This is a genomic window from Streptomyces sp. IBSNAI002 (assembly GCF_052244475.1).
GTDB lineage: Bacteria > Actinomycetota > Actinomycetes > Streptomycetales > Streptomycetaceae > Streptomyces.
Window position 1 is genome coordinate 321,460 of the sequence record NZ_JBQPXG010000003.1, and the last position, 19,527, is coordinate 340,986.

A 19,527-nucleotide genomic window follows, 5' to 3' on the forward strand; every position below is an offset into this window, starting at 1 on the left:
ACGACATCGCCGCGCTGGCCGTCGCGGCACCACCTCTACTATCCAGAGGCTGCACCATCTGCGGCGCGGCATTGGCCACTTGCTCGACGGGTTCGCCACGCTGGGGGCGGAGATCACCACCGAACCGGAGGACTAGATGAGCGCCCTGCCGTTCACCACCGCCGACACCGACCTGCTCCACGAGGGCCTGCGCCAGGCCGTCGCCGACGGCGCGAGCCCCGGCGGCGTCATGGTCTGCGGTACGGCCGCCGGAGACCGCGCCATCCTGACGGCCGGGGTGGTCTCCCCGGAAACCAGCCGCCGGGCCCCGGAGGGGGCCACGGTGTACGACATCGCCTCGCTGACGAAGGTCGTCGCGACCTGGCCGCTGGTCGGCCGAGCCGTCGACGCCGGGCTCCTCGACCTGGACGACTCGGTGCGGGAGTTCCTCCCCGCCATGGAGGGGCCGGCGCCCAGCGCCGCCGCGACCGTCCGCGAGCTGCTGTCCCATACCTCCGGGCTGCGGGCCTCCACCCGCCTCGACTTCTACGCCGGACGCACCGAGCCCCTGTACGAGCTGATCTGCCGGGAGCCGCTGGAGGCGGCCCCCGGCGCCCACCGCTACATCAACCGCGGCTTCATCCTCCTCGGGCAGGCCCTCGCCCACGTCCACCAGCGGCCACTGGAAGACGTTGCCGCCGACATGTGGGACGAGCTCGGGATGAAGGACACCTCCTACGGGCCGGTGCCGTCCGCGCCGGCGGTCGCGCCCACCGAGCAGCGGCACGGGGCTGCCCGGCTGTGGGGGACGGTGCACGACGAGAACGCTGCCACCATGGGCGGGACCGCCGGGCACGCTGGAGTGTTCGCGCCCGCCGACGACCTCGCCACCTACGCGGAGGCCCTCCTCGACCGGCGTCCGGACAATCCGCTGGCCGCCTGGCTGGGCGAGAGCATGACCGCGCACGCCGAGATCGAGCCGGGTCTGCACCGGGGACTGGGCTGGATCCTCGCGGACGGCGGCACCGTGGCGTACCACCACGGCTTCACGGGCATGAGCCTCTACCTCGCCCCTGCCTCGGGCCGCTACATCGCCATCGCCACCAACGCCGTCCACAACGGCCCCGCCCGCACCCGCATCGCACCTCTGCGCGAGCTCATCCTCAAGACGATCACCACGACCTGACCGGAGTACGACCGTGACCCACCCGCACACCAGCGAACCGAGAGTCAGCGCCCGCGCGGTCGTGCTCAACACCCGGGCCGAGATTCTCCTGGTCCGCCACCGCGACCAGGAGCGGGAGTTCTACGTCCTGCCCGGGGGCCGTGTCGAGCCCGGTGAGACCTCGGCGGAGGCCGTGCGCCGGGAAGTCCTCGAAGAGACGGGACTGTCGGTCCGGATCGGTGAACTGCGCTGGGTCAGGGAGTACCTGCCACAGCGCCACCAAGGCGATCCGCACCACACGACCCGTCTCCAGCAGCTCCAGCTGTACTTCGACGCCTACCTGGAGAACGAGAGCGTCGCCGCGCCGCCGGGCAATCCCGACCGGACCCAGTTCGCAGTCGTGTGGCACCCTGCCGCTGCGATCGGTGAACTGGCGCTCCTGCCCGCCGGCCTGACGGGCCCGGTGGCCGATCTCGTAAACGGCCAGGCCGGCCCCCGGTACCTCGGCGACCTGCCGTGAGCATCCCCATGGATACACCGTCCGTCGGCGAGATCGTCTTCGTCAGGATCCGGCCAGTCGTGATGCCGCCGCCGAAAAGCGCCGCCGGGGGATGCGCCGAGGCCTGAAGGGCGCACCGGTTGGGGCCAGCCACCGTGTGACAGCGGGCGGCAGCGCGTGGCAGAGGGGCTGTGGCCGGGCGGAGTCGCAGAGTCAGAAGGAACGGGGCCAGGCTGTCGGTATGGTGCCGTAGGGTGCATCGACGGTGGCCCAGTGGCGAGAGGCCCGATCGTGCTCAGGGGGAGATGTGGCGTTTAGTTCGCGTATTCGGGTCTCCCGCGATGCACGCGGTGAGCCGGACTACACCGCGCCTGCCGGTGGGATCGCGATGGGCACCGCGTGGGTCGCCTTTGGCGCGGCGGCGTACTTCGCGCTGGAGTCCCAGCTGTGGCACGACCACCAGACGACGGCGTACGCAGTCATCGCCGTGGTCACGGCCGTCGCGACGTTCGCCGCGTTCCTCGCCGCCAGGACGGTGTTCCGCCGCTTCGGAGCACACTGGTGGCACATCGCTCTCGCCACGGCGGTGCTGTGCTGCACGGGCGCGGCGGCGCCGGAGGCTGCCGCCTACGTGTTCCCCGACCAGATGGCCCGGTATCACCGGGAGCTCGGCGGCCCGGGGCAGTGCCTGCACGGCACCCCGTACGCGAGTGAGCGCGAGTTCCCGAAGGCTTCGCAGGTCACCTACGACGACCGGGACTCGGAGCGGATGACCGTCACCCCGATCGACAAGGCGTACCAGCCGCTGGTTCTTGATCACGCTGTCCGGGGCGGGCTCCACCGGCTGACCCCGGCCGATGCGAAGTCCAGCCAGATCCTGGAGTCCCACGGCTGCTGAGGCCCTGCACCGCACCAGACGAGTGCTGTCGGCAGGACTTCGGCCAGCTCTCCCCGCTGAGGGAAGTCCGGAGGGCGTTGCCAGGGGCAGCGGCCCGCCCGTCGGCGTCAGCTCGTCTTCTGGCCAGCGAAGGCGAGGCGGTGATCGTCGCTCTCTGGTAACGGCCGGTTCCGGCATGTAACTTCACCTTCAGCTGTCGTGGTTCGCAGTCCCTGCCCGCGCCCTGGCGTGGGCGTTTTGCTGTGCAGTGCCGGACCAGGGCGATCACCTCCGGATTCGCGTGGTGCGGATCCGACCTCGACTGGAAGGCATGACCATGGCCAGCGGAACCGTGAAGTGGTTCAACTCCGAAAAGGGCTTCGGCTTCATCGCGCAGGACGGCGGCGGACCGGACGTCTTCGCGCACTACTCCAACATCTCGGGCAACGGTTACCGCGAGCTCCAGGAGGGCCAGGCCGTGACCTTCGACATCACGCAGGGCCAGAAGGGCCCGCAGGCGGAGAACATCACCGCCGCCTGAACCGCCTGCTGGCCTGCCCCGGAAGCTTGGACTCCCGGGGCAGGCTGGAGCGAGCTACCACCCTGAAACACACGGCCCGGCTACAGCCTTAACCCCATGGACCCACAAGACCCAGGTCCGACGAGCGTCTGAGACTGGCCGGCATTGGCTCCGTTGGCTCACTCACCGTGGGTGCCAGCGCGATCCGGGTGAGGCGGTCCCCGGCGACGTGCGGGCGGTGGGTGACAGTGGGGGCATGGTCGATGTCGACGCGGTAACGATCAAGCTGTACGGGCTGCGCCCGGAGGAGTTCACGGCAGCCCGGGATGATCAAGCGGCGCAGGCCCGCCGGGCGGGAGAACCGGCCGCGGCGAAGCACATCGCGGGCCTGCGCAAGCCGACGCTCGCCGCGTGGGCAGCGAACCTGCTCGCCCGCGCGGACGAGGACCAGGCCCAGCGCCTCCTTGCCCTCGGGCAGGCGCTGCGCGAGGCGCACCGGGCGCTGGCCGGGCAGGACCTAAGGGAGCTGTCGCACCAGCAGCACGTGGTGATTGCCGCGATGGCTCGTGAGGCCCGCAGGCTGGCGGGAGAAGCGGGGCACGCCGTCTCCGAGGACGTCCAGCGCGAGGTCGAGGGGATCCTCCACTCCGTCCTCGCCGATCCGCCGACGGCAGAGGTGTGGGTGCGGGGAGTCCTGGTGAAGGCACCGACTGAGGCGGTCGGGTTCACCGGACTGGAACCCCCACCAAGCAAGGCGCCGCCCCCGAAGAGGCCGGCGGCGACGGCGAACACGCAGAGACGGTCTCCCAGCTCGGCGCTGTTGGCCGAGGAACGGGAGGCGAAAGAGCTGGCCCGTGCCGAGGCGGACCGCACGGCCCGGGAGGCGGAGCAGGCCGAGGACGCGCTCGCACGGGCGGAGGCGGACCTCGTGCAGACCCGTACGGGGATCGGTGCGCTCGACGAGCAGATCGCGGCGCTGCACACACAGCTTGACCGGGTCGGGCGGGAACGAACCCGGATGAGTGCTGCTGAGGAAGCCGCCGTCCGCCGTCATCATCAGGCCGACGAGGAGCTGACGAAGGCGCGTTCAGCAGCCCGGGAGGCCAAGCGCGCCCTCAAAGCACTGGATGGCGGGCGCTGACCGCAGGGGCCCGGCACCGCAGTACGAGCCCGGACGAAGGCACACCGACGACACCACGTGGCCTGGAGCAATACGCATTCCCGCAAAGATCACCTCGCTCGTCGCTATAGACCGCTTCCCTCGGTGCAGGTCACTCATCTGAGCAACCGGTTCGCGACCTGATAAATGGGAACGATCCGCTGTCGCCCCGGGGAGAATGGCGGCATGACGAGCGAGGTATCTGTGAACGCGCAGCCGTTGACGGCCGCCCAGGCCGATGCCTTGCACATCGAGACTCACACCCCGTACCTCGCTGCCCATCCCGAGTTGCTGGACGGACTAGCAATTGCAGAGCCGTCCCAGGTGTGGTGCACGGCGAAATTGCCTGACGACGTGTGGTGGCGATCGGCCGCGGTCCACGAGGCGGCACACGCGGTGCTCGCCTGGGTCTTCGGGCTGGAGGTGAAGCGGCTGACCCTCGCCGGAGACCGGACCGCGCTGGAGGGGGGCGGCTGCTGGGTGACTGGAAGGGGGGATGCGCAGCACTACACGCTCGGGTGGCTGGGTGCCGGGTACGCCCAGGCCGACTGGCTGACGGACCACGGATACACCCACCCGGAACTGCGCCGCTGCGTGTTGGAGCACGGTGCGCTCGGCGACCATCGGATCGTGGACGGCTATGTGGCGTCCGGATTCGTCATCGACCGCACGCAGGCGATCGCCGATGCGCAGCGGGTACTCGCTGAGCCGCACACTGCGGCAGCCCTTAACGACCTCGCCGTTCTGCTGCTCGCTGAAGGTCAGCTGGAGGCCCATCGGATTAATGAGACCCTCCTGGCCCGGTGCGTCGAGCGGCCCGTGACCCTAGCGGTGTGGGTCCCCGGCCAGCGATTGCCCTTGATCGCTATGCCACAGCAGTGCTGTGCGGAGGTAGCCGAAGCACGGCGAGGCAGTGCTGCGTCACGGCAATCCTGACGACTCGGCTGTTTCGTCGGTTTCCTTGGTCGGCAGCGATGGCGCGTCGGACATCGTCAGCACCGGCACCGCGCCCTGCTCCGCGTCCCCCGCTCCGGAGCGAGCCCTCCACGGGGCGACCGCCGCGCTGAAACGATCGTCCTCGGCCGGAGCTCCTCTACCGTTGATGGGATGCGCAATTTCCTAGCAGGCCCTGCGGTTTTCGCCGCCGTGCTGCTGCTCACGCCGGCCCCGGCGCACGCTGCCGTCGCGGCTCCGTGCATCGCGAAGTCCGGGAGCGACGCGACCGAGACACGTGAGGACAGCTCGGTCGACGAGGGCGAGATCCGGTGGACTGCGAGCACGAAGTACAAGGCCGAGTACCAGCACGCGAACCGGGCCTGGTCGTACTCCGGCGCGAAGATCAAGATCGCGCCGGATTCGGCGACGACCGTCAACGACCTGAACTACGAGGACTTCTCCGACGCGAGGAATTCGGCGGCAGGGGTGTGGTCCCGCCATCCCGGACCGGCGGCGACGGACCTGATCCGCTTCAACAAGGCGCGGATGGACATCTTCGACGTGGAAACCCGCCGGATGGTCGCCGCCCATGAGCTCGGGCACGCGCTCGGCCTGTGCCACAAGTCGGGCAGCGGCACGAGCGCAGTGAAGTCCGTGATGTGGCCGGACGTCGCCCGGTACCCCGACGCGCCTACCGACGTTGACAAGGCCAACCTGAAGAAGCTGTGGGGCTGATCATGAGCATGAAGCTGTGGGTCTGCGGCTGCCTCGCCGCCGGCGTGGTCGCCTCTGGCGCGGCCTGGTTCGCCGTCGCCGCCCAGCAGGCCGAGACCGTGCATGCGGTGTGCGGCCCCGACATGAGCCGGGACGAGGTCGTCGCGGCGAAGTCCGAGGGCGTGGCCGTCGTAGAGGCGGTCGAGAACACCCGGTACCGGGAGGACGGCGGCAGCGCCTACCTGACGACCCGGGTGAAGACCCTAGAGACCTTCAAGGGGAAGTTCGGCGACGTCCTCCACATCACGCAGGGCGTGAAGAACGGTGGCGCACCGGGCCGGTACGCGACCGAGGACCCGGACCGCTACGCGGTGCTGGAGCCGGGCCGCCAGTACGTCATCGCCGTCCAGTCCGGATCGACGACGGGCACAGCCGGGACCGAGGCGTGGGCGTGGTACGCCGAGCCGGCGCAGCGCGGTGTGGCCGGGGAGCGGGAGCACTGGAAGGAGGCACTGGCCACCGCGCCCGAGGCCGCCGTAAGCAGCAGCTGCGAGGACGTACAGGCGGGCTGATCCCCGGACGGGAGACAGCCTGGGACGGGTGCTGCGGCCCTGAACCGGCGGCTACGACGATGGACGGGCTGAACGTCGCGCTGTGCCGCGGCGCGAATCGCGCCAGCGGTCCTCCGGAGGAGCCGGCTGGTGTGGACGCGCGGGGGTGCGGTCAGCTTCCGTACGCGATAGGCGGCGGGTTGAGAGAATCGGCCTTCCTACTCTCCGGCAGGCAGCGAGGCAGCATCGTGTTCCCCTTCGACCACCGGCGCAAGGGCGGCGCTGCCCTGCTGGGCGCCACCGCTCCGGGACAGCCTGGGCCGTTCGGCGTCTTCCCCCACCCCGGCGACGAGGACACCCAGGACGTCGTCCGGCCGGTGCTCGACCGGTGGGTCGCGGATGCGGGCGAAGACCACCCTGTCCGGCGGTGGCCCAATGAACCGGAGACCCCGCACTCCCGGGCTGCGCGCGACGTCCTGGACGAGATGCTCGGAGCCCTCGACGAAGTCGGCGGGGATGACCCTCGATGGGCCGCCAAGCGGCGTGAGTTCGCCAAGCTGACCGACATGGACCAACTGCTCGAGATGCGCGGCGAGTTCGCGGTGGCGCTGGCTCTCGCATCCGCCGGCATCGGATACCGGCTGGGGGACACCAAAGTGCCCAACCCCGACCTCCTCCTCCGGGACCCGGCCAGCATGGACCGTCCTGCGGCCGGCATCGAAGTCACCGCCCGGTCACCCCGAAACATCGCCGAGCTCGTCGAACGCGCCGAGACCGAACTCGGCGCCGCTGACGGCCTCGGTGTCCGCCTGGTCTTCAGCCGCTACCCCTCACGACTCCAGGCTGATGTCGCGGACACGGTCGCCGCTGCCGTCCGCGCTCAAGCGGACGCCGCGGGGCGCGGCAACAGCACCACGCCGGCCGTGATCGACGTCGACGACGCCTTGAAAAATGCCGGCTCGTTGACCGTCACTGTCCACGTCGAGCAGACCGAGGAGCGGGCACGGTGGGAAGTCTGTGCCGGGGAGCTGGCCGGTCCCATGTCCTCCGCGCTGTACGCGGCGTTCGAGGCCGGCCGCGGCAAGGAGAAAGCCGCGCAGGGGCGTTCACTCGGCAGCGAGCCGGTGCTCCTGGCCGTCGACCTCTCACGCTACGGCGCCGCCTGGATGCGGCCCGCGTGGGTATGGGCCGGGCAGCTCGCCGCGAGCGAGTACTTCACCCCCGACTACCCGTTCGCCGCGATCGCAGTCTTCCACCAGAGCCTGGAAACCCCGGCCGTCCTCGATGCCGCCGTCGGCATCTCCCCTCACCTGACCCCGGAGGCCCGCCGCACCGTGCTGGAGCTGTGCGAGGCCCTCGGCTGGGCTCACACCGCCTGAGGGGACGATCTACTGCTCGGCACCGCGGATGGCGTGCAATGCAGCTCGGGCGTAATCGGCGGGGGCGGCCTCGGGCCGATGGACCTCGGCCATGGCTGCCAGGAGAGCCAGGTACAGCGGGTCGGTATCGGCGCGGTCCTCCAGTAGTTCGAAGGCGGAGGACATCAGCCGGGTGATGCTCGCGTGGGTCTTCTTCCCGGCCGGCGCGCGGAGGTCGTGCTCGACGAGAAGGTCGGCGCGTCCGCTGCCGACGGCGATGACGCGAAGGCGTCGGTCGCGGGACTTCATGTCGGGGGCGAGATCGCGGTAGAGCTGCCCCTCCGTGACGATGACGGCGGCCATGATCAGTTCCCTCCTTCAGATTCTCGGGGCCCTGCCCCTGTGGGAAGCACCTTAAGCTCCTCCGGCCGGAGTCCACCTCTCCGTACCGGCATCTCCGGCACGAGCCCGCAGCGCCCTGCGCTGTCAGTGGGCCCGCAGGTCGACTCCTCTGACGGCGTGCCGACTTGGGGGCTACGATCCGGAGCCGCGTTGACGGGGTTCACCCTCGGCCAGGCCCTTGCTGTTAGCGGGCGGCCCTTCGGCGTCGGCCGCGCCGGGCCGGCGCCGTTCCAGCAGCGGGAGCTGAGGGGCGGGCCACTGCGGTGCGGGCGGCGCGGGTCAGCGCCCGGCCCTCGCGAACCACGGCGTCGTACCGCTTACGCTCCGGACTCTGCTCGAACCGGGCCCTCCAGGCCTCGCCGCGCTCACGGGCAGCCTGTACGACGGCGTGCCGGCCCGGGCCGTGGAGGCGGTAGAGCTCGTGTACGTACGCGCGGGTCTGGGGTTCCCAGATGCGGCCCAGGATGTGGCCGATCCAGGCGGCCGAGGCCATCGGGCTGACCGTGTCGGCGATGAGCTGGGTCTTGTTGCGGATACCTGCGCCGCGGCCGACGTGGGTCCACGGGTAGCTGGCGCGGAAGCCGACGGCGCGGCCGAGGTCGGCGCGGGTGTGGGTGAGGCCGTCAGCCTCGCGCTTCCATCCGTAGGCCGTGCCGGTGACCGTGGTGCCGGGCTGGTCGGCGATGAAGGTGCCGCCGCCCTTGGGCCGGCCGGTATCGGGGTTGATCCCGCGCACGCCGCGGGTGTTGACCTTGTGGCCTTTCTCCCAGCCCATGCACGCGGCCCAGGTGGTGGTCGGGATCGGGCTGCTGGGCCGGTAGCTGATGAACGGGCGGGTGTAGCGCATGCACACCATGAACGCCCTGTTCCTCTTGGAGGCGGCCCCGTAGTCGGCGGCCTCGATCAGGCTGAAGTCCGCCCACTCCCATCCGGCGCCGTAGAACTCCGTCCGGATCGCCTCGACCACGTACTCGGCGACCTTGGACTTCACGAGGTTCGAGGACTGCTCCATGGCCACCCAACGGATGTTGTTGTGCTTGGCCTGCAGCGCCAGCGGCCAGATCACGGCCTCGACCAGGAGCCCCGTGCGCCCGTCGTTCAGGGCCGACAGGGGGGCGCGGACCTCGTCCCAGGTGGCGCCGGTGGGCGGGGCGTAGCCTTCCATGCCGTCGCCGGCGTCGTCGACCATGATGAACCCGGCCGCCGCTCCGGCCTCGGTGATCACGTCTTCGACCAGCTGCATGGCCTCTTCGGCGAGCCCGGCCAGTTTCCCACCGGGCGAGAGGGTCTGGCAGGGCGGGGAAAGAATTACGGCAACCACGTAGCGCAGCGCCGGGTTCGCGGGGTCCAGGTCCGTGACCGAGGCGCAGATCCGCCGGTACCCGGCGGCCTGTGCCGTGGCGCACGCGGCCTCCGAGATGTCCACGCCGACCATGTCGACCGGCTCGCCCAGAACCTGCGCGATGCCCTCGCACCAGCCCCCGGGCCCGGCGAACAAGTTCACGATCCGGATGGGGGCGCCGGGCTTGGGCCGGTATAGCCACTCCATCGGCCAGGGCCCGGCGAGCTCCGCGCGCTCCTCGTCGCTCAGCCCCGCGATGTAGGCGTCGCGCTCCTCGTCGTCGAGGAGGTCGACGTCGTCCACCGGCAGCCCCAGCACGGCGCGGACCTTCGCCACCGACACCCGGGCCCGCTGGGCGACCCAGTGCGCCATGTGCGCCCGGGCCCAGATCGCCGTACTCGCTTCCTCCAGTTCCCCGCGGTACTCCCAGCCCTCGTCTTCCACCGACTGGGGTAGCCGCCAGCGCCGCGCCCAGTCGACGGCCTCGTACGCAGCCCCGACCTCATCGGAGTGCGCCTCTGCTGCCGCCAGCGCGGCGGTGTGCCGCTCGACGGCGAGGGCGTGCCGCCGCTGCGTCTCCGCCAGGGGGCACGGCGAGGGGACTGCCGCGCCCCCTTCGTTGTCCATGGAATCGGGGCCGCCGGGGTCGCTGACCACATCGGCCCGCGAGATGGCGCGGGGGAAGGCGGTGTTCATCGTCGTGTTCCTCATGGCTTCGGCCGCCTCGGGTGGGTCGGCGGGAATGGCCCCTGAACCGGGGCGGCCGGACCGCAATCGGTCAAGCAGTTGCAACCATAGGCAATCTCATAGAATTAAGTAACTAAGTTCAGGGGGTTGGCGCCCCGGGGTTGATACGGGCCCGCTGTGTCCCGCAGCAGCAGCTCCGTCTGCTGCTCCCCGAACGCCCTCGACGAGCGCGGAGACCTGGACTTCCAGGCCGCCGTTGTTGATTGCGCTGGTCCGGCCGTCGGCGCCGTCGAGCACGGCGTCGAACGCGTCGAGGGAGCTCAGCCCCGACTGCCCTCCGCTGTTGTAGGCGTTCGATGCGTCCCGGTGAACGATGTCGTAGACAAGATCGTCAACGTCCACTTCCCTCAGCCCCAGCTGGCCGGCCAGGGGAATCAGCGCCGCCACCACGCCCTGGGGCGCCTCGGTCGGCCCTCCGTCTGCGTCACCACCGCGCGCCACAGGGGCGGTGCCGCCGTCGCAGGCGGAATCGGAGTTCATTCTGCCGCCCCCTGCGCCTCCTCGCGGGACAGCTCGATGCGGGCGGCCTCGGCGCCAAGGCGGTCGATGACCTTGGCCGCGACGGCGATGTGGAGGCGGGCCCAGTCCAGAGACCGCACGGACCCGTCGATCCTGTCGATGACATATCCCTTGCCGCTGCCAGTCTGCCGCACCACCCAGGTCCGGCCCTCGGGCGCGGACCACGTCCACCGGCTCTCGCCGTCTTCGGTGAGGATCATGGAGGTGCGGACCGTCAGCAGCGGGGAGGGGGCGGGGTGCTGCTCGTCGCAATGCTCGGCGAACGCGGACACCGCCTTCGGCCTGTGCACGTAGGTGCCCAGGACACCGCAGCGGGGGCAGGAGAGACGGAGCGTGCTGTCGGTCATCCGGCGGCCGGTCGGCTTGAGGTCCCGGCCCGTCACCGGTTCTGCTTCCTTCGCGTACTGGGCCAGGTGGTGTCCCTTGCGCTCCTCGGTGGTCGCCCGGATCTCGGAGGAGTACGACCAGCGGCACCCGGTCTTCTTGCAGCTGGCGGTGTACCGGGCCCGGCCGGGGCACTCTGGGTCCGTGCGCGGGTGGGTGCACTCTGTGCCGTCGGAGTGGTCAGCTCGAATGGGGGCCTGATGGCGTGTGCTCACGCGGGTGTCCTTACGGGTCGGTGGCTGTTGGGCGGGCAGACGGCGGGGCTCGGCGCGCCGGGCAGCGCCCGGCCCGCCGTACACGGCTACGAGAGCGAGACGCCCGCGCTGTCGAGCAGACGCCGCACCTTGTCGAACTGCTCGGTGATCGAATTCTTCTGGGCGTCGGTCAGTTCACGCTGACCGGCGGGGCTTCCTTCCTCGTAGAACGACGCGAGGGTGCTGCTCAGGGTTTCGGCCGCACGGTGGGCCTGCCACACATCGGTCAGGTCGGACATCGGGAACTCGCTTTCGTGGAAGGGGGGCGGGGATCGTGGACCCGGGCGGCGGCGCGCCCGGGCAGCTTCACGGGGTCAGGCGTCCTCGTCCTCGCACTCGCCGGGAATGCTCAGGTCGAACCCGAGGAAGTGGAGGCGATGCTTGATTGCCTCCACGATGTCGCCGCCCTCCAGGTCGGGATCGGTCATGGCGCCCAGCACCGAACGCATCCCTGCCTGCACGCCCGGCTCCGACGCCGCGCTAGCCTCCGGCCGGCCGAACTCACCAGCTAGCACGGCCATGACCGTGCCGAGCATCTGGAGACGCTCGTCGACGTGCCGGTCAGCGGCCTCGTCGTGGTCGTCGTAGTCGTTGCCAAGCAGGCAGCCGTCGGGCCTCTTGAAGGGGGCGATCTCGGCCTGCTGCCGGGCGAGGAGGGAAGCGTTGGCCGCAATCAGGCCGTGGATCACGGACAGGGACGAGCCCTCCTTCGCGCCGGGGACCTCCTCGTGGCTGCGCCACATCGCCGCGCACTGGAGCCATGCGGCCAGTTCCTGGACCTGCTCGCTACGGGCGCGGTCCCACTGGTCGAAGGGCTGCGTGGCGGCGGTGGTGAGCGCGGCGAGCGTGATGGACACGGTCGTGGTGTCGGCGTCACCGGGGGAGGTGGACAGGGCGGTGGTGCTCATCTTGATACCTCGGGGGTGTCGTCGTCGTTCGGGATGGGGTGAGCGGTCGTGGTCGTCGGACTGGGCCGGTGCCGCGCGGGACGCGGCACCGGCGCTCGGGTCAGTGTTCGGCGCCGGTCACGTGCAGACCGGAGACGCTGGGCAGCTGCGACAGGATCGTGTGGAACTCCGCCGGCCGGTATTCGGCCTTGCGGGCCGCCTTGGCGAGGCGGAGTCCCAAGTGGACCTCCACGTCATCGATCTCGTGGTCCCGGGTGGCGATGTATCCGGTGTCGAGGCACGTGAAGGTCACCGAATCCACGACCGTGATCAGTTCGCCGAAGGCGACGCGGTCGCCCTTGCGGGGCAGGGGGAGACTGCCCGTCTCCCAGGTGAATCCCGCCTCGTACTCGACTTCGCCGTCGCTGATGCCCAGGCCGAAGCCAACTTGCGTCCGCATGGATGCTCTCCTTCTTCATCGTTGGTGAGGGCCGTGGGGCGCGTTGCGCGCCCGACAGCTGGGGGTTCCTGCTCCGGCGCGATCGAACCCCGCGCCGGAGCAGAGGAGCTTGGACAACGGGTGTCCCTGCCGGCGGTTCAGACTTACGCCTGTCGCTCCCCAGCAGTCTCAACATTACATAGACTCATAGAGTTATGCAACCTCGTAAGTGATGGAGGTGCCCGAGTTCCCGGGCGTCCGGTGGTCGACCGCGTCGCCAACACTTGAGGGCTGGCCGATACGTCGAGTGCGTCGTAATGGCTACAGGTCGAACGAGAGCTGCTGCTCACACGACTGCCTGCTGACCAGAGGCCGTTCGAGGTCACGCTGAAGGGCTTGCATGTGCCGCTGGGCCTCGGCGAGGTCGCGGATGATCTCTTGGACGATCGCCGCCGGCGACCGCAGTTCCTCCTGCGCCGCCGCGGCGATGGTGCGCACCATCGGCTCCGCCGCGGGCTCGGGCCGCTCCCAGCGCCGTCCGCGGCCGGGTAGCACCACGACCACGGTCCGCATCAGCGTCCCGCTCTCCTGGAACGCCTTGTCGGGCAGCTCCTCCAGCATGCCGCCCGTCCGCTCCACCAGGGCCCGGAACTGCCGGGCGGCGCGGGTCGAGTGGAAGGTCACTCCGGACGCCATCACTGCGACGAGCAGGCCGTCCGGCGCGAGGAAGTCGTACGCGTGGGTCACGTGGGCGATGTCGGCGCCTCCGGCGAACGGAGGGTTCATGATCACGCGGTCGTACTGCCGGGATGGTGCCAGGTCGAGGAAGTCTCCATGCGTCACGCTCCGGGCGATGCCGGCCTGCACGAGGGCTTGGACGTTGTCCTCCAGCAGTTCGACGCAGTCCACCGCGCAACCGGCCGCGGCGGCCTGCCGCGCGATAGCGCCGCGCCCTGCGGAGGGTTCCAGCACTGTCAGGCCGGGTGAGAGGTGGGCGAGTTCCACCAGTCGCTTCACCACGGCCGCGGGAGTGGGGAAGTATCCGAAGTCCTGGGCGGTGACGAGTTCGCCGGTGCTGCACATCTGCTGGATGGCCGGTCCTGGGGCCTCGGGGAAGACGTGGGCCTGGGCCTTGCGGTCCCAGCGGCCCCCGGCGGCTTGCAGGGCCTTGTCCACGCGGGTGTAGAGGTTGGGGTCCACCTGGGCGGGCAGGCGCAGCGCGACGCCTTCGATGACGGCGCCCGCCAGAACGGCGAGGACATCGCTGGCGATCTTCATGGTCTTCCTTCGGAGTCGGGGCGGATGTCGGCCTGGGGGCGGGCAGGGCCGGGGTGCCGCCCGGGTCGCCCAATCGGCACGCCGTCGGGGCTGCTGCCCAGAGCACCGGGGATCATCTCGGCGGCGTGAAGCGGACTGGTCGCCGGTTCAGAACGGCCAGCGCGGAGACCGCGTGCGGGTGCGATACAGCAGCGGCCGGCGAGCCTGCTTGGCGATCGCCCGCTCTGCCCGCTGCCGGGTGGGCTCTTCGAGCTCCCGCGGGTCCCGCAAGGCGTTGCCGCACGACACCGTCACAGCGCGGCCCAGCCGCCACAACTGCGCGTTGACCGCGCAGCACGCCGAGTTGAGAGGGGCCAGGTCGTTCAGCCACCAGTGGTACTGAGCCGGGTCGAGACCCTGGGACCGCAGCGTCGCAGCCGCCGCGCGAGCCATGGTGCCGGTACCGGCGCACGGTTCGAGGAAGAGCGCTCCGGGCTCCAGGCGGGTGCCGAGGGCGATTTCGCCGACATTGGCCGCAGCAATCGAGGGGGTGAAGAACTCGCCGGTTGCCTGCCGCTGGCTGTAGCCGCGCATCCGCTGGACCAGCAGACCGAGGAGGTCTTCCGACTCGCACCGGGAGACGTCGCTGCAGTACTCCAGCAGACCGGCGCGCACCAGGATGCGGGCATAGTCGCCGAGGCCTCGGATGTCGTCCTCGCTCGGCTCGGCGAGCCACTCGTGCAGCAGCCGGGCGGCATCGGCGCGGACGGGGTCATACGCCCACAGGCTGTTCCAACTGGCCCGAAGGGCGTCCGCCAGCTCCTCGTCGTTCAGGGGGATCAGTAGCGGTCCGTAGTCCGGACCGTCGACACGGCTGGGAGCGGACAGAGCCAGCGCGCCGACCGTGCCGACCGCGATGGCCAGGTCGCCGGTGCCGCCGCGGTTCGACAGCCACCAGGCGTACGCCGCGTCAACGATGACGCGGGCGTGTTCGCGTCCGGTGTCCGGGGCCAGGAAGCGGCGCATGCCCGCGGGTGGGATACCGTACAGGGTCACGTCGTACTCCAGGAGCAGGAGGAGAGCGAGGGAATGTGCAAGGGAGGGCCTGGCGGAACCGCACAGGCGTTAAAACCATAACTTAACTCGTAGAATTAAGAAACATTGCGTGAGGGGGTTGCTAAGGCAGCCGAAGCGCGGACACCCCCCTGCACGAAAACCGGAAGACCTACCAGACCATCAGCCTCCGAATCTCGGCCTGTAGCGCCTTCAGCTCCGCATCGATCACCTCCAGGGGGCGGGGCGGCGTGTAGACGTAGAAGTGACGGGTGAACGGAATTTCGTAGCCGATCTTCGTCCTGGCATGGTCGATCCAGGCATCGGGCACGTACGGCAGCACCTCGCGGCGCACGTACTCCTCCGGGTCCTCACCGAGCGGGACGTTCTCGAAGTCCCGTAGACCCGGGTCAGGCACAGGGCCGTCCCCGGACTGCTGCACCTCACCCTCCGGATCGACAACGCCCAGCGCCGCCCGCAGCGCCCTGGTGAACCCCGCCCCCGACGGCCACGGCAGGCCAGCTGCGGCCACGGCGGACGAGAGAGCACGCCAGGCATCGGCCTCCGTCGCCCACACCGTGCCGATCAGCGGGCGCAGCGCCTTGGTGAACGCCACAGCGTCGGTCGCCCGCCGGACCGGCTTCGACGCGGTCAGCGCCGCGAGCGCCGCCTCACTGACCTCGAACCGGAGCCGCAGCGGCCGCTCGACCGTGATTCGCCGGTGGCCGAAGTCCTCGTTGCGGAAGACCTTCACCTTCTGGCCCGCCGCCCGCGGCACCGCTGCACCGTGGTCCACCCGACCGAGCGGGACCGCCGGCGCCTCGGCGTACAGGCGGGTCAACTCGGCGATGTGCCCCTCGCTGAGCTCCTTGCGTTTGTCACCCAGCGCCCTGCGCATCTTCTCCCAGTGGTCACGGGCGTCCAGCAACACGACCCCGCCCCGCCGCCTCTCGGCCTTGCGATTGGTCAAAACCCACAGGTAGGTGGAGATCCCGGTGTTGTAGAAGAGCTGGTCGGGCAGAGCGACGATACCCTCCAGCAAGTCGCTCTCCAAGATCCACTGACGGATGCGGGATTCTCCCGACCCGGCGGCCCCCGCGAACAGCGGGGAGCCGCTGAAGAGGATCGCGATGCGACTGCCGCCCGCACCCGAGGCGTCGACCGGCTTCATCTTCGCGATCATGTGCTGGAGGAAGAGCAGCGAGCCATCATTGATCCGCGGCAGCCCGGCCCCGAACCGCCCGCGCTCACCCAGCTCCCGGTACTCCCGCTCGACAGCCTCCCGGGCCTTCCTCCACTCGACGCCGAACGGCGGATTGGCCAACAGGAAGTCGAACGTCGCGCCCGAGTGCCCGTCCTGAGTGAAGGAGTTCCCCAACGCGATGTTCCCCGGGTCCTGCCCCCTGATCATCACGTCGGAGCGGCAGATCGCCCAGGACTCGGGGTTCAACTCCTGCCCGAACACCTCCACCGGGACATCAGGATCAAGCCGGAGCAGCTGCTCCTGCGCCGCACTGAGCATGCCGCCGGTCCCGCACGCCGGGTCCAGGACCGTACGGACCGCCCCGGGAGTGGCCGACGCGCGCCCGTCGGCCAGGAAGAGGAGGTTCACCATCAGCCGGACCACCTCGGGCGGCGTGAAGTGCTCACCAGCCGTCTCGTGGGACTGCTCCGCGAACCTGCGGATCAGCTCCTCGAAGACGTAGCCCATCTGATGGTTGGACACGACCTCCACGGGCCTCCCGTCCTCGCCGCGAACTACGGCGTTGCCGGTATCCCGCTCGACCGCACGAAGATCCAGATCCGCGAAACGCCCGACGACATGGTGCAGCAGCCCCGCCGCGGCCAAGCGCCGCACCTGCTGAGCGAAGCCGTACTGCTCCAGCACCTCACGCGCTCCGGGCGAGAACGCGCCGCAGTACTCGAGCAGCTGCTCCTCGCAGCGCTCGGGATCCCTCGCGATGCCGTTCAAGGTGATCGGGCTGGTGTTGTAGAAGCCGACCCCGGCCACCGCGCGCAAGAGAGCGTCTCGACCGCTGCCCTGCCCGGCGAGACGGGCCGCCTCCAGGACGGCGGCCTTGGTGGGCTCCAGGACGCACTCAAGACGCCGCAGCACCAGGAGCGGCAGGATCACCCTGCCGTACTCGGATTGCTTGTAATCGCCGCGCAGGAGATCGCCGACGGACCACACGTGGTTCGCCATCTCAATGTGCTTGCTGTTGTTCAACGCGTATCCCTCCAAGGCCTATCCGTTGAGGACAGGCGAGAGCCGGGGCAGCCGGAATGGCCAAGGACATCGACGGGACGAGTCCCGCCGGGCACGGCCAGCCGTCCGCTCTTCGAGCGGAGGGGCCAGCGACAGCCCCGTGCGGATGGTGTGGCCGGCCGATCCCTGGGGGACCAGCGGCCGGTCCCCCAGGTTGTCGATCTCGTCAGGACCGGCGGCTGCGGCGTGCGGCCTCTGCCTGTGCATCCTCGGCGGTGTACCCGCAGTCGCAGTCGGCGTAGCAGAACGATCCGGCGGGAGCGGAACAGCCCTCGCACGGCTCGTCGAAGTCCTGAGGGTGGAAGGGCTGACGCTCCACCGTGGTGAAGGAGCGCGGTGGCATGGTCACGGATACTCCAGCTAGCTCGTGGATCAAGTCACGTCAGGTCAGGGCGAGACGCGAAGGGGAACAGCTCCCGACGAGGTGCTTCTCGACGTCACCGCTCGATCGGACCTGAAATGATGATGCTTGTCGTAGAGGTCGTCGTACCGTCGAGACTCTGGGTCGTCCAGCGGGTCGAGCTGACCTCGATGATCGGCCCAAGATCGCCGTCTCGCGGCCCCTCCCCGGTTACCCGGAGCTTGACATCGACATCTCCGATGCTCTGGTGCACCTCGGAGAGCTGGGTGATGAGGTCGCAGACGTTCAAGGCGCGCTTGGAGGCGCCCTGAGGGCTGTCCTCGTCCTCCACGCGGCCTTCAATCATGACCGTGGCACCCCCGGAGGGGCGGGCACCCGCGCGGCCGTGTTCGACGGTCACGCCGACCACAGGCCCTTCAAAGCCTTCCCATTTGCCAGAAAGAACCGATTCAACGGCGACGTTCCCTACGTGCTGACGGTGTTCGTCGAGGCGGGTTACAAGTTCGGAGACGCGCATCGTCTGTCCTTCTGGGGGTGTGGGTTACATCCCGGCTTGTCGGCAGCCGGAGTGTGCGGCGGGATACGGCAAGCATCAGCAGCAATACATTATGTGAAATCCTAGATTTAAGCAACCTCTAGAGCATGTACTGACCCGCCGGCGAGAGGAGGCACCCGGGGTCACCCGGAAACCGGCCCGCCTGGTCCGGCCAAATAGCCTGCCAAACAGGGGGTTGTAGCCGTAGAGGGTACGTGCCATGACGAACGGATCCAGGCTGCCAGCCTCCACCAGCCGGAGCGAATAGCCGTTACCGGCAAGCCCGGCGATCTCCAACGACGGAGACGGAGCGGACTGCTGCTCACCCAGCCACGCGACGAGCGAGTTGAGAACGGAACAGGACGCCTCGTAGGTAAGTCCGCTGATCGCGAGCTCGTAGCCCCGCTCGACGTGCAGCCCCACCGTGTACGCGAGCGGTGGCTCTTCCGCCCCCGAATCAACGAACTGAACAGCATGACCACGCTCGTTGATGAGCACCACCAGGCCGTCCAGGTAGTCACTCATCAACTGGCGCGTCTCGGGAGAAAGCATCGGTTCCATCGGATTGTCCTTTCAGCTGAAGGGGCCGCAGCCTCGCACGGGAGCCGGCGGCCAGTCAGGCCGGGTCCGAGTGAGCCGTGTCGGCATTCTCGCCGACCTCGTGTGAACCACAGTACACAGTCTCATAGACTTACGCAACATCAGTTTTGGTTGGGGAGTTGGGTTGGGGTGTGGTGGGGGTGGGGTCGGGCTGGTTTGTTGAACGGGTGGCCGGTGTAGAAACTTCATCGGGTCGGCGTGCGGGGTGCGCCTGCCCGCGGGAGCGGCAGCCGGTTACCCCTCGGAGTCCCCGGCGGCCGAGTCCGGCTCCGTCCGCCCTCCGCGACTCCGGACGGAGCGTGCGGGGCGGGGTGCGAAACTAACGCTGGTCGGACACCCGGCCCCTTTCATGCGGGGCGGGTTGGCGGAGTGTTAGTTTCGGGATGGACGGCACCCCCGGTGAATCCCTCCCGAAACTAACGCTTCCCCGACGTGCCCCCGTTCCGGCATCGCTCCCCTTACCCCGTTCCCGCACGCGAAACTAACCCTCCTTTCCCTGCCTTTTGGGCCCACGACACTCTCCGGCCACCTCGTTTCCGCCGGGTGGTCAATTCACCGCTCCTGGTGCTGTTTTTGGGCTTTATGGGGCGGGTATTCGGGTAGGCTTTGCTTTGTGGGGCGGTTCGCTTGTCCGGCATCCCCCGTCCGGACTGTCGGGCCGCCCCTCGCTCCTCCTGGTGGCCGTTGTCGCCCCGCTTCTACCCCGGCCCTGTACGCGTCCGG

At 69.6% G+C, this 19,527-nt stretch carries 22 protein-coding genes; 9 read left to right on the top strand and 13 right to left on the bottom strand.

All coding sequences use genetic code 11. The features are described 5' to 3' along the window. Positions 1-136 precede the first annotated feature (136 nt). From ACTVZO_RS41320 to ACTVZO_RS41360, 9 genes are all read left to right on the top strand, one after another. Entirely contained in the window at positions 137-1,165 is a 1,029-nt protein-coding gene (locus tag ACTVZO_RS41320; protein ID WP_443303733.1) for a serine hydrolase domain-containing protein, read from the top strand. 13 nt (positions 1,166-1,178) lie between these two features. Then, positions 1,179-1,664, top strand: coding sequence for an NUDIX domain-containing protein (locus ACTVZO_RS41325; RefSeq protein WP_443303734.1), 486 nt, complete (start codon positions 1,179-1,181; stop codon positions 1,662-1,664). A gap of 367 nt (positions 1,665-2,031) precedes the next feature. After that, positions 2,032-2,541, top strand: coding sequence for a hypothetical protein (locus ACTVZO_RS41330; protein WP_443303735.1), 510 nt, complete (start codon positions 2,032-2,034; stop codon positions 2,539-2,541). 316 nt (positions 2,542-2,857) lie between these two features. After that, positions 2,858-3,061 (top strand): cold-shock protein, encoded by a 204-nt coding sequence (locus ACTVZO_RS41335; RefSeq protein ID WP_443303763.1) that lies wholly within the window; start codon positions 2,858-2,860, stop codon positions 3,059-3,061. 235 nt (positions 3,062-3,296) lie between these two features. After that, the gene (locus ACTVZO_RS41340) at positions 3,297-4,181 is read left to right on the top strand and encodes a hypothetical protein (RefSeq protein WP_443303736.1); all 885 of its coding nucleotides are present in this window, start codon (positions 3,297-3,299) and stop codon (positions 4,179-4,181) included. Between the two features lie 204 nt (positions 4,182-4,385). Further along, complete coding sequence (locus tag ACTVZO_RS41345) at positions 4,386-5,135, top strand: hypothetical protein (RefSeq protein ID WP_443303737.1); 750 nt, start codon at positions 4,386-4,388, stop codon at positions 5,133-5,135. Positions 5,136-5,306: 171 nt separating this feature from the next. Further along, entirely contained in the window at positions 5,307-5,870 is a 564-nt protein-coding gene (locus ACTVZO_RS41350; RefSeq protein WP_443303738.1) for a matrixin family metalloprotease, read from the top strand. A 2-nt stretch (positions 5,871-5,872) separates the two neighbouring features. Continuing rightward, the gene (locus tag ACTVZO_RS41355; RefSeq protein ID WP_443303739.1) at positions 5,873-6,421 is read left to right on the top strand and encodes a hypothetical protein; all 549 of its coding nucleotides are present in this window, start codon (positions 5,873-5,875) and stop codon (positions 6,419-6,421) included. A 227-nt stretch (positions 6,422-6,648) separates the two neighbouring features. Further along, a complete protein-coding gene (locus ACTVZO_RS41360) occupies positions 6,649-7,779 on the top strand; it encodes a hypothetical protein (RefSeq protein WP_443303740.1) in 1,131 nt (376 codons plus the stop codon). A gap of 9 nt (positions 7,780-7,788) precedes the next feature. Here the strand turns inward: ACTVZO_RS41360 and ACTVZO_RS41365 are convergent, their stop codons facing one another. From ACTVZO_RS41365 to ACTVZO_RS41425, 13 genes are all read right to left on the bottom strand, one after another. Next, a complete protein-coding gene (locus tag ACTVZO_RS41365) occupies positions 7,789-8,121 on the bottom strand; it encodes a DUF6354 family protein (protein ID WP_443303741.1) in 333 nt (110 codons plus the stop codon). A 223-nt stretch (positions 8,122-8,344) separates the two neighbouring features. Beyond that, positions 8,345-10,198 carry a DNA cytosine methyltransferase gene (locus tag ACTVZO_RS41370; RefSeq protein WP_443303742.1) on the bottom strand — a complete coding sequence of 618 codons (1,854 nt, stop codon included), beginning with the start codon at positions 10,196-10,198 and terminating at the stop codon, positions 8,345-8,347. Between the two features lie 108 nt (positions 10,199-10,306). Beyond that, a complete protein-coding gene (locus tag ACTVZO_RS41375; RefSeq protein ID WP_443303743.1) occupies positions 10,307-10,729 on the bottom strand; it encodes a hypothetical protein in 423 nt (140 codons plus the stop codon). Beyond that, positions 10,726-11,367, bottom strand: coding sequence for a hypothetical protein (locus tag ACTVZO_RS41380; protein ID WP_443303745.1), 642 nt, complete (start codon positions 11,365-11,367; stop codon positions 10,726-10,728). The genes ACTVZO_RS41375 and ACTVZO_RS41380 overlap by 4 nt, the downstream gene beginning before the upstream one ends. A gap of 86 nt (positions 11,368-11,453) precedes the next feature. Beyond that, positions 11,454-11,645 (bottom strand): hypothetical protein, encoded by a 192-nt coding sequence (locus ACTVZO_RS41385; RefSeq protein ID WP_443303746.1) that lies wholly within the window; start codon positions 11,643-11,645, stop codon positions 11,454-11,456. Positions 11,646-11,720: 75 nt separating this feature from the next. Further along, the gene (locus tag ACTVZO_RS41390) at positions 11,721-12,314 is read right to left on the bottom strand and encodes a hypothetical protein (protein WP_443303747.1); all 594 of its coding nucleotides are present in this window, start codon (positions 12,312-12,314) and stop codon (positions 11,721-11,723) included. A 100-nt stretch (positions 12,315-12,414) separates the two neighbouring features. Further along, positions 12,415-12,753: a hypothetical protein gene (locus tag ACTVZO_RS41395; protein ID WP_443303748.1), complete on the bottom strand. Its 339-nt coding sequence runs from the start codon at positions 12,751-12,753 to the stop codon at positions 12,415-12,417. A gap of 300 nt (positions 12,754-13,053) precedes the next feature. After that, positions 13,054-14,010, bottom strand: a complete 957-nt coding sequence (locus tag ACTVZO_RS41400; protein WP_443303749.1) for a methyltransferase — start codon at positions 14,008-14,010, stop codon at positions 13,054-13,056. 147 nt (positions 14,011-14,157) lie between these two features. Next, entirely contained in the window at positions 14,158-15,045 is an 888-nt protein-coding gene (locus tag ACTVZO_RS41405; RefSeq protein ID WP_443303750.1) for a hypothetical protein, read from the bottom strand. Between the two features lie 169 nt (positions 15,046-15,214). After that, positions 15,215-17,269 carry a type I restriction-modification system subunit M gene (locus ACTVZO_RS41410; RefSeq protein WP_443303751.1) on the bottom strand — a complete coding sequence of 685 codons (2,055 nt, stop codon included), beginning with the start codon at positions 17,267-17,269 and terminating at the stop codon, positions 15,215-15,217. A 205-nt stretch (positions 17,270-17,474) separates the two neighbouring features. Continuing rightward, the gene (locus tag ACTVZO_RS41415; protein ID WP_443303752.1) at positions 17,475-17,657 is read right to left on the bottom strand and encodes a hypothetical protein; all 183 of its coding nucleotides are present in this window, start codon (positions 17,655-17,657) and stop codon (positions 17,475-17,477) included. Between the two features lie 88 nt (positions 17,658-17,745). Then, complete coding sequence (locus ACTVZO_RS41420; RefSeq protein WP_443303753.1) at positions 17,746-18,186, bottom strand: hypothetical protein; 441 nt, start codon at positions 18,184-18,186, stop codon at positions 17,746-17,748. A 75-nt stretch (positions 18,187-18,261) separates the two neighbouring features. Beyond that, complete coding sequence (locus ACTVZO_RS41425) at positions 18,262-18,765, bottom strand: DUF4262 domain-containing protein (protein WP_443303754.1); 504 nt, start codon at positions 18,763-18,765, stop codon at positions 18,262-18,264. Between the last annotated feature and the right edge of the window lie 762 nt (positions 18,766-19,527).

Bases quoted from the DNA above. Each gene is read 5' to 3' on its own strand.
- ACTVZO_RS41320 (WP_443303733.1), top strand. From the start codon at position 137: ATGAGCGCCCTGCCGTTCACCACCGCCGACACCGACCTGCTCCACGAG.
- ACTVZO_RS41330 (WP_443303735.1), top strand. From the start codon at position 2,032: ATGGGCACCGCGTGGGTCGCCTTTGGCGCGGCGGCGTACTTCGCGCTG.
- ACTVZO_RS41335 (WP_443303763.1), top strand. From the start codon at position 2,858: ATGGCCAGCGGAACCGTGAAGTGGTTCAACTCCGAAAAGGGCTTCGGC.
- ACTVZO_RS41340 (WP_443303736.1), top strand. From the start codon at position 3,297: ATGGTCGATGTCGACGCGGTAACGATCAAGCTGTACGGGCTGCGCCCG.
- ACTVZO_RS41345 (WP_443303737.1), top strand. From the start codon at position 4,386: ATGACGAGCGAGGTATCTGTGAACGCGCAGCCGTTGACGGCCGCCCAG.
- ACTVZO_RS41350 (WP_443303738.1), top strand. From the start codon at position 5,307: ATGCGCAATTTCCTAGCAGGCCCTGCGGTTTTCGCCGCCGTGCTGCTG.
- ACTVZO_RS41355 (WP_443303739.1), top strand. From the start codon at position 5,873: ATGAGCATGAAGCTGTGGGTCTGCGGCTGCCTCGCCGCCGGCGTGGTC.
- ACTVZO_RS41365 (WP_443303741.1), bottom strand. From the start codon at position 8,121: ATGGCCGCCGTCATCGTCACGGAGGGGCAGCTCTACCGCGATCTCGCC.
- ACTVZO_RS41370 (WP_443303742.1), bottom strand. From the start codon at position 10,198: ATGAACACCGCCTTCCCCCGCGCCATCTCGCGGGCCGATGTGGTCAGC.
- ACTVZO_RS41375 (WP_443303743.1), bottom strand. From the start codon at position 10,729: ATGAACTCCGATTCCGCCTGCGACGGCGGCACCGCCCCTGTGGCGCGC.
- ACTVZO_RS41385 (WP_443303746.1), bottom strand. From the start codon at position 11,645: ATGTCCGACCTGACCGATGTGTGGCAGGCCCACCGTGCGGCCGAAACC.
- ACTVZO_RS41390 (WP_443303747.1), bottom strand. From the start codon at position 12,314: ATGAGCACCACCGCCCTGTCCACCTCCCCCGGTGACGCCGACACCACG.
- ACTVZO_RS41395 (WP_443303748.1), bottom strand. From the start codon at position 12,753: ATGCGGACGCAAGTTGGCTTCGGCCTGGGCATCAGCGACGGCGAAGTC.
- ACTVZO_RS41400 (WP_443303749.1), bottom strand. From the start codon at position 14,010: ATGAAGATCGCCAGCGATGTCCTCGCCGTTCTGGCGGGCGCCGTCATC.
- ACTVZO_RS41420 (WP_443303753.1), bottom strand. From the start codon at position 18,186: ATGCGCGTCTCCGAACTTGTAACCCGCCTCGACGAACACCGTCAGCAC.
- ACTVZO_RS41425 (WP_443303754.1), bottom strand. From the start codon at position 18,765: ATGGAACCGATGCTTTCTCCCGAGACGCGCCAGTTGATGAGTGACTAC.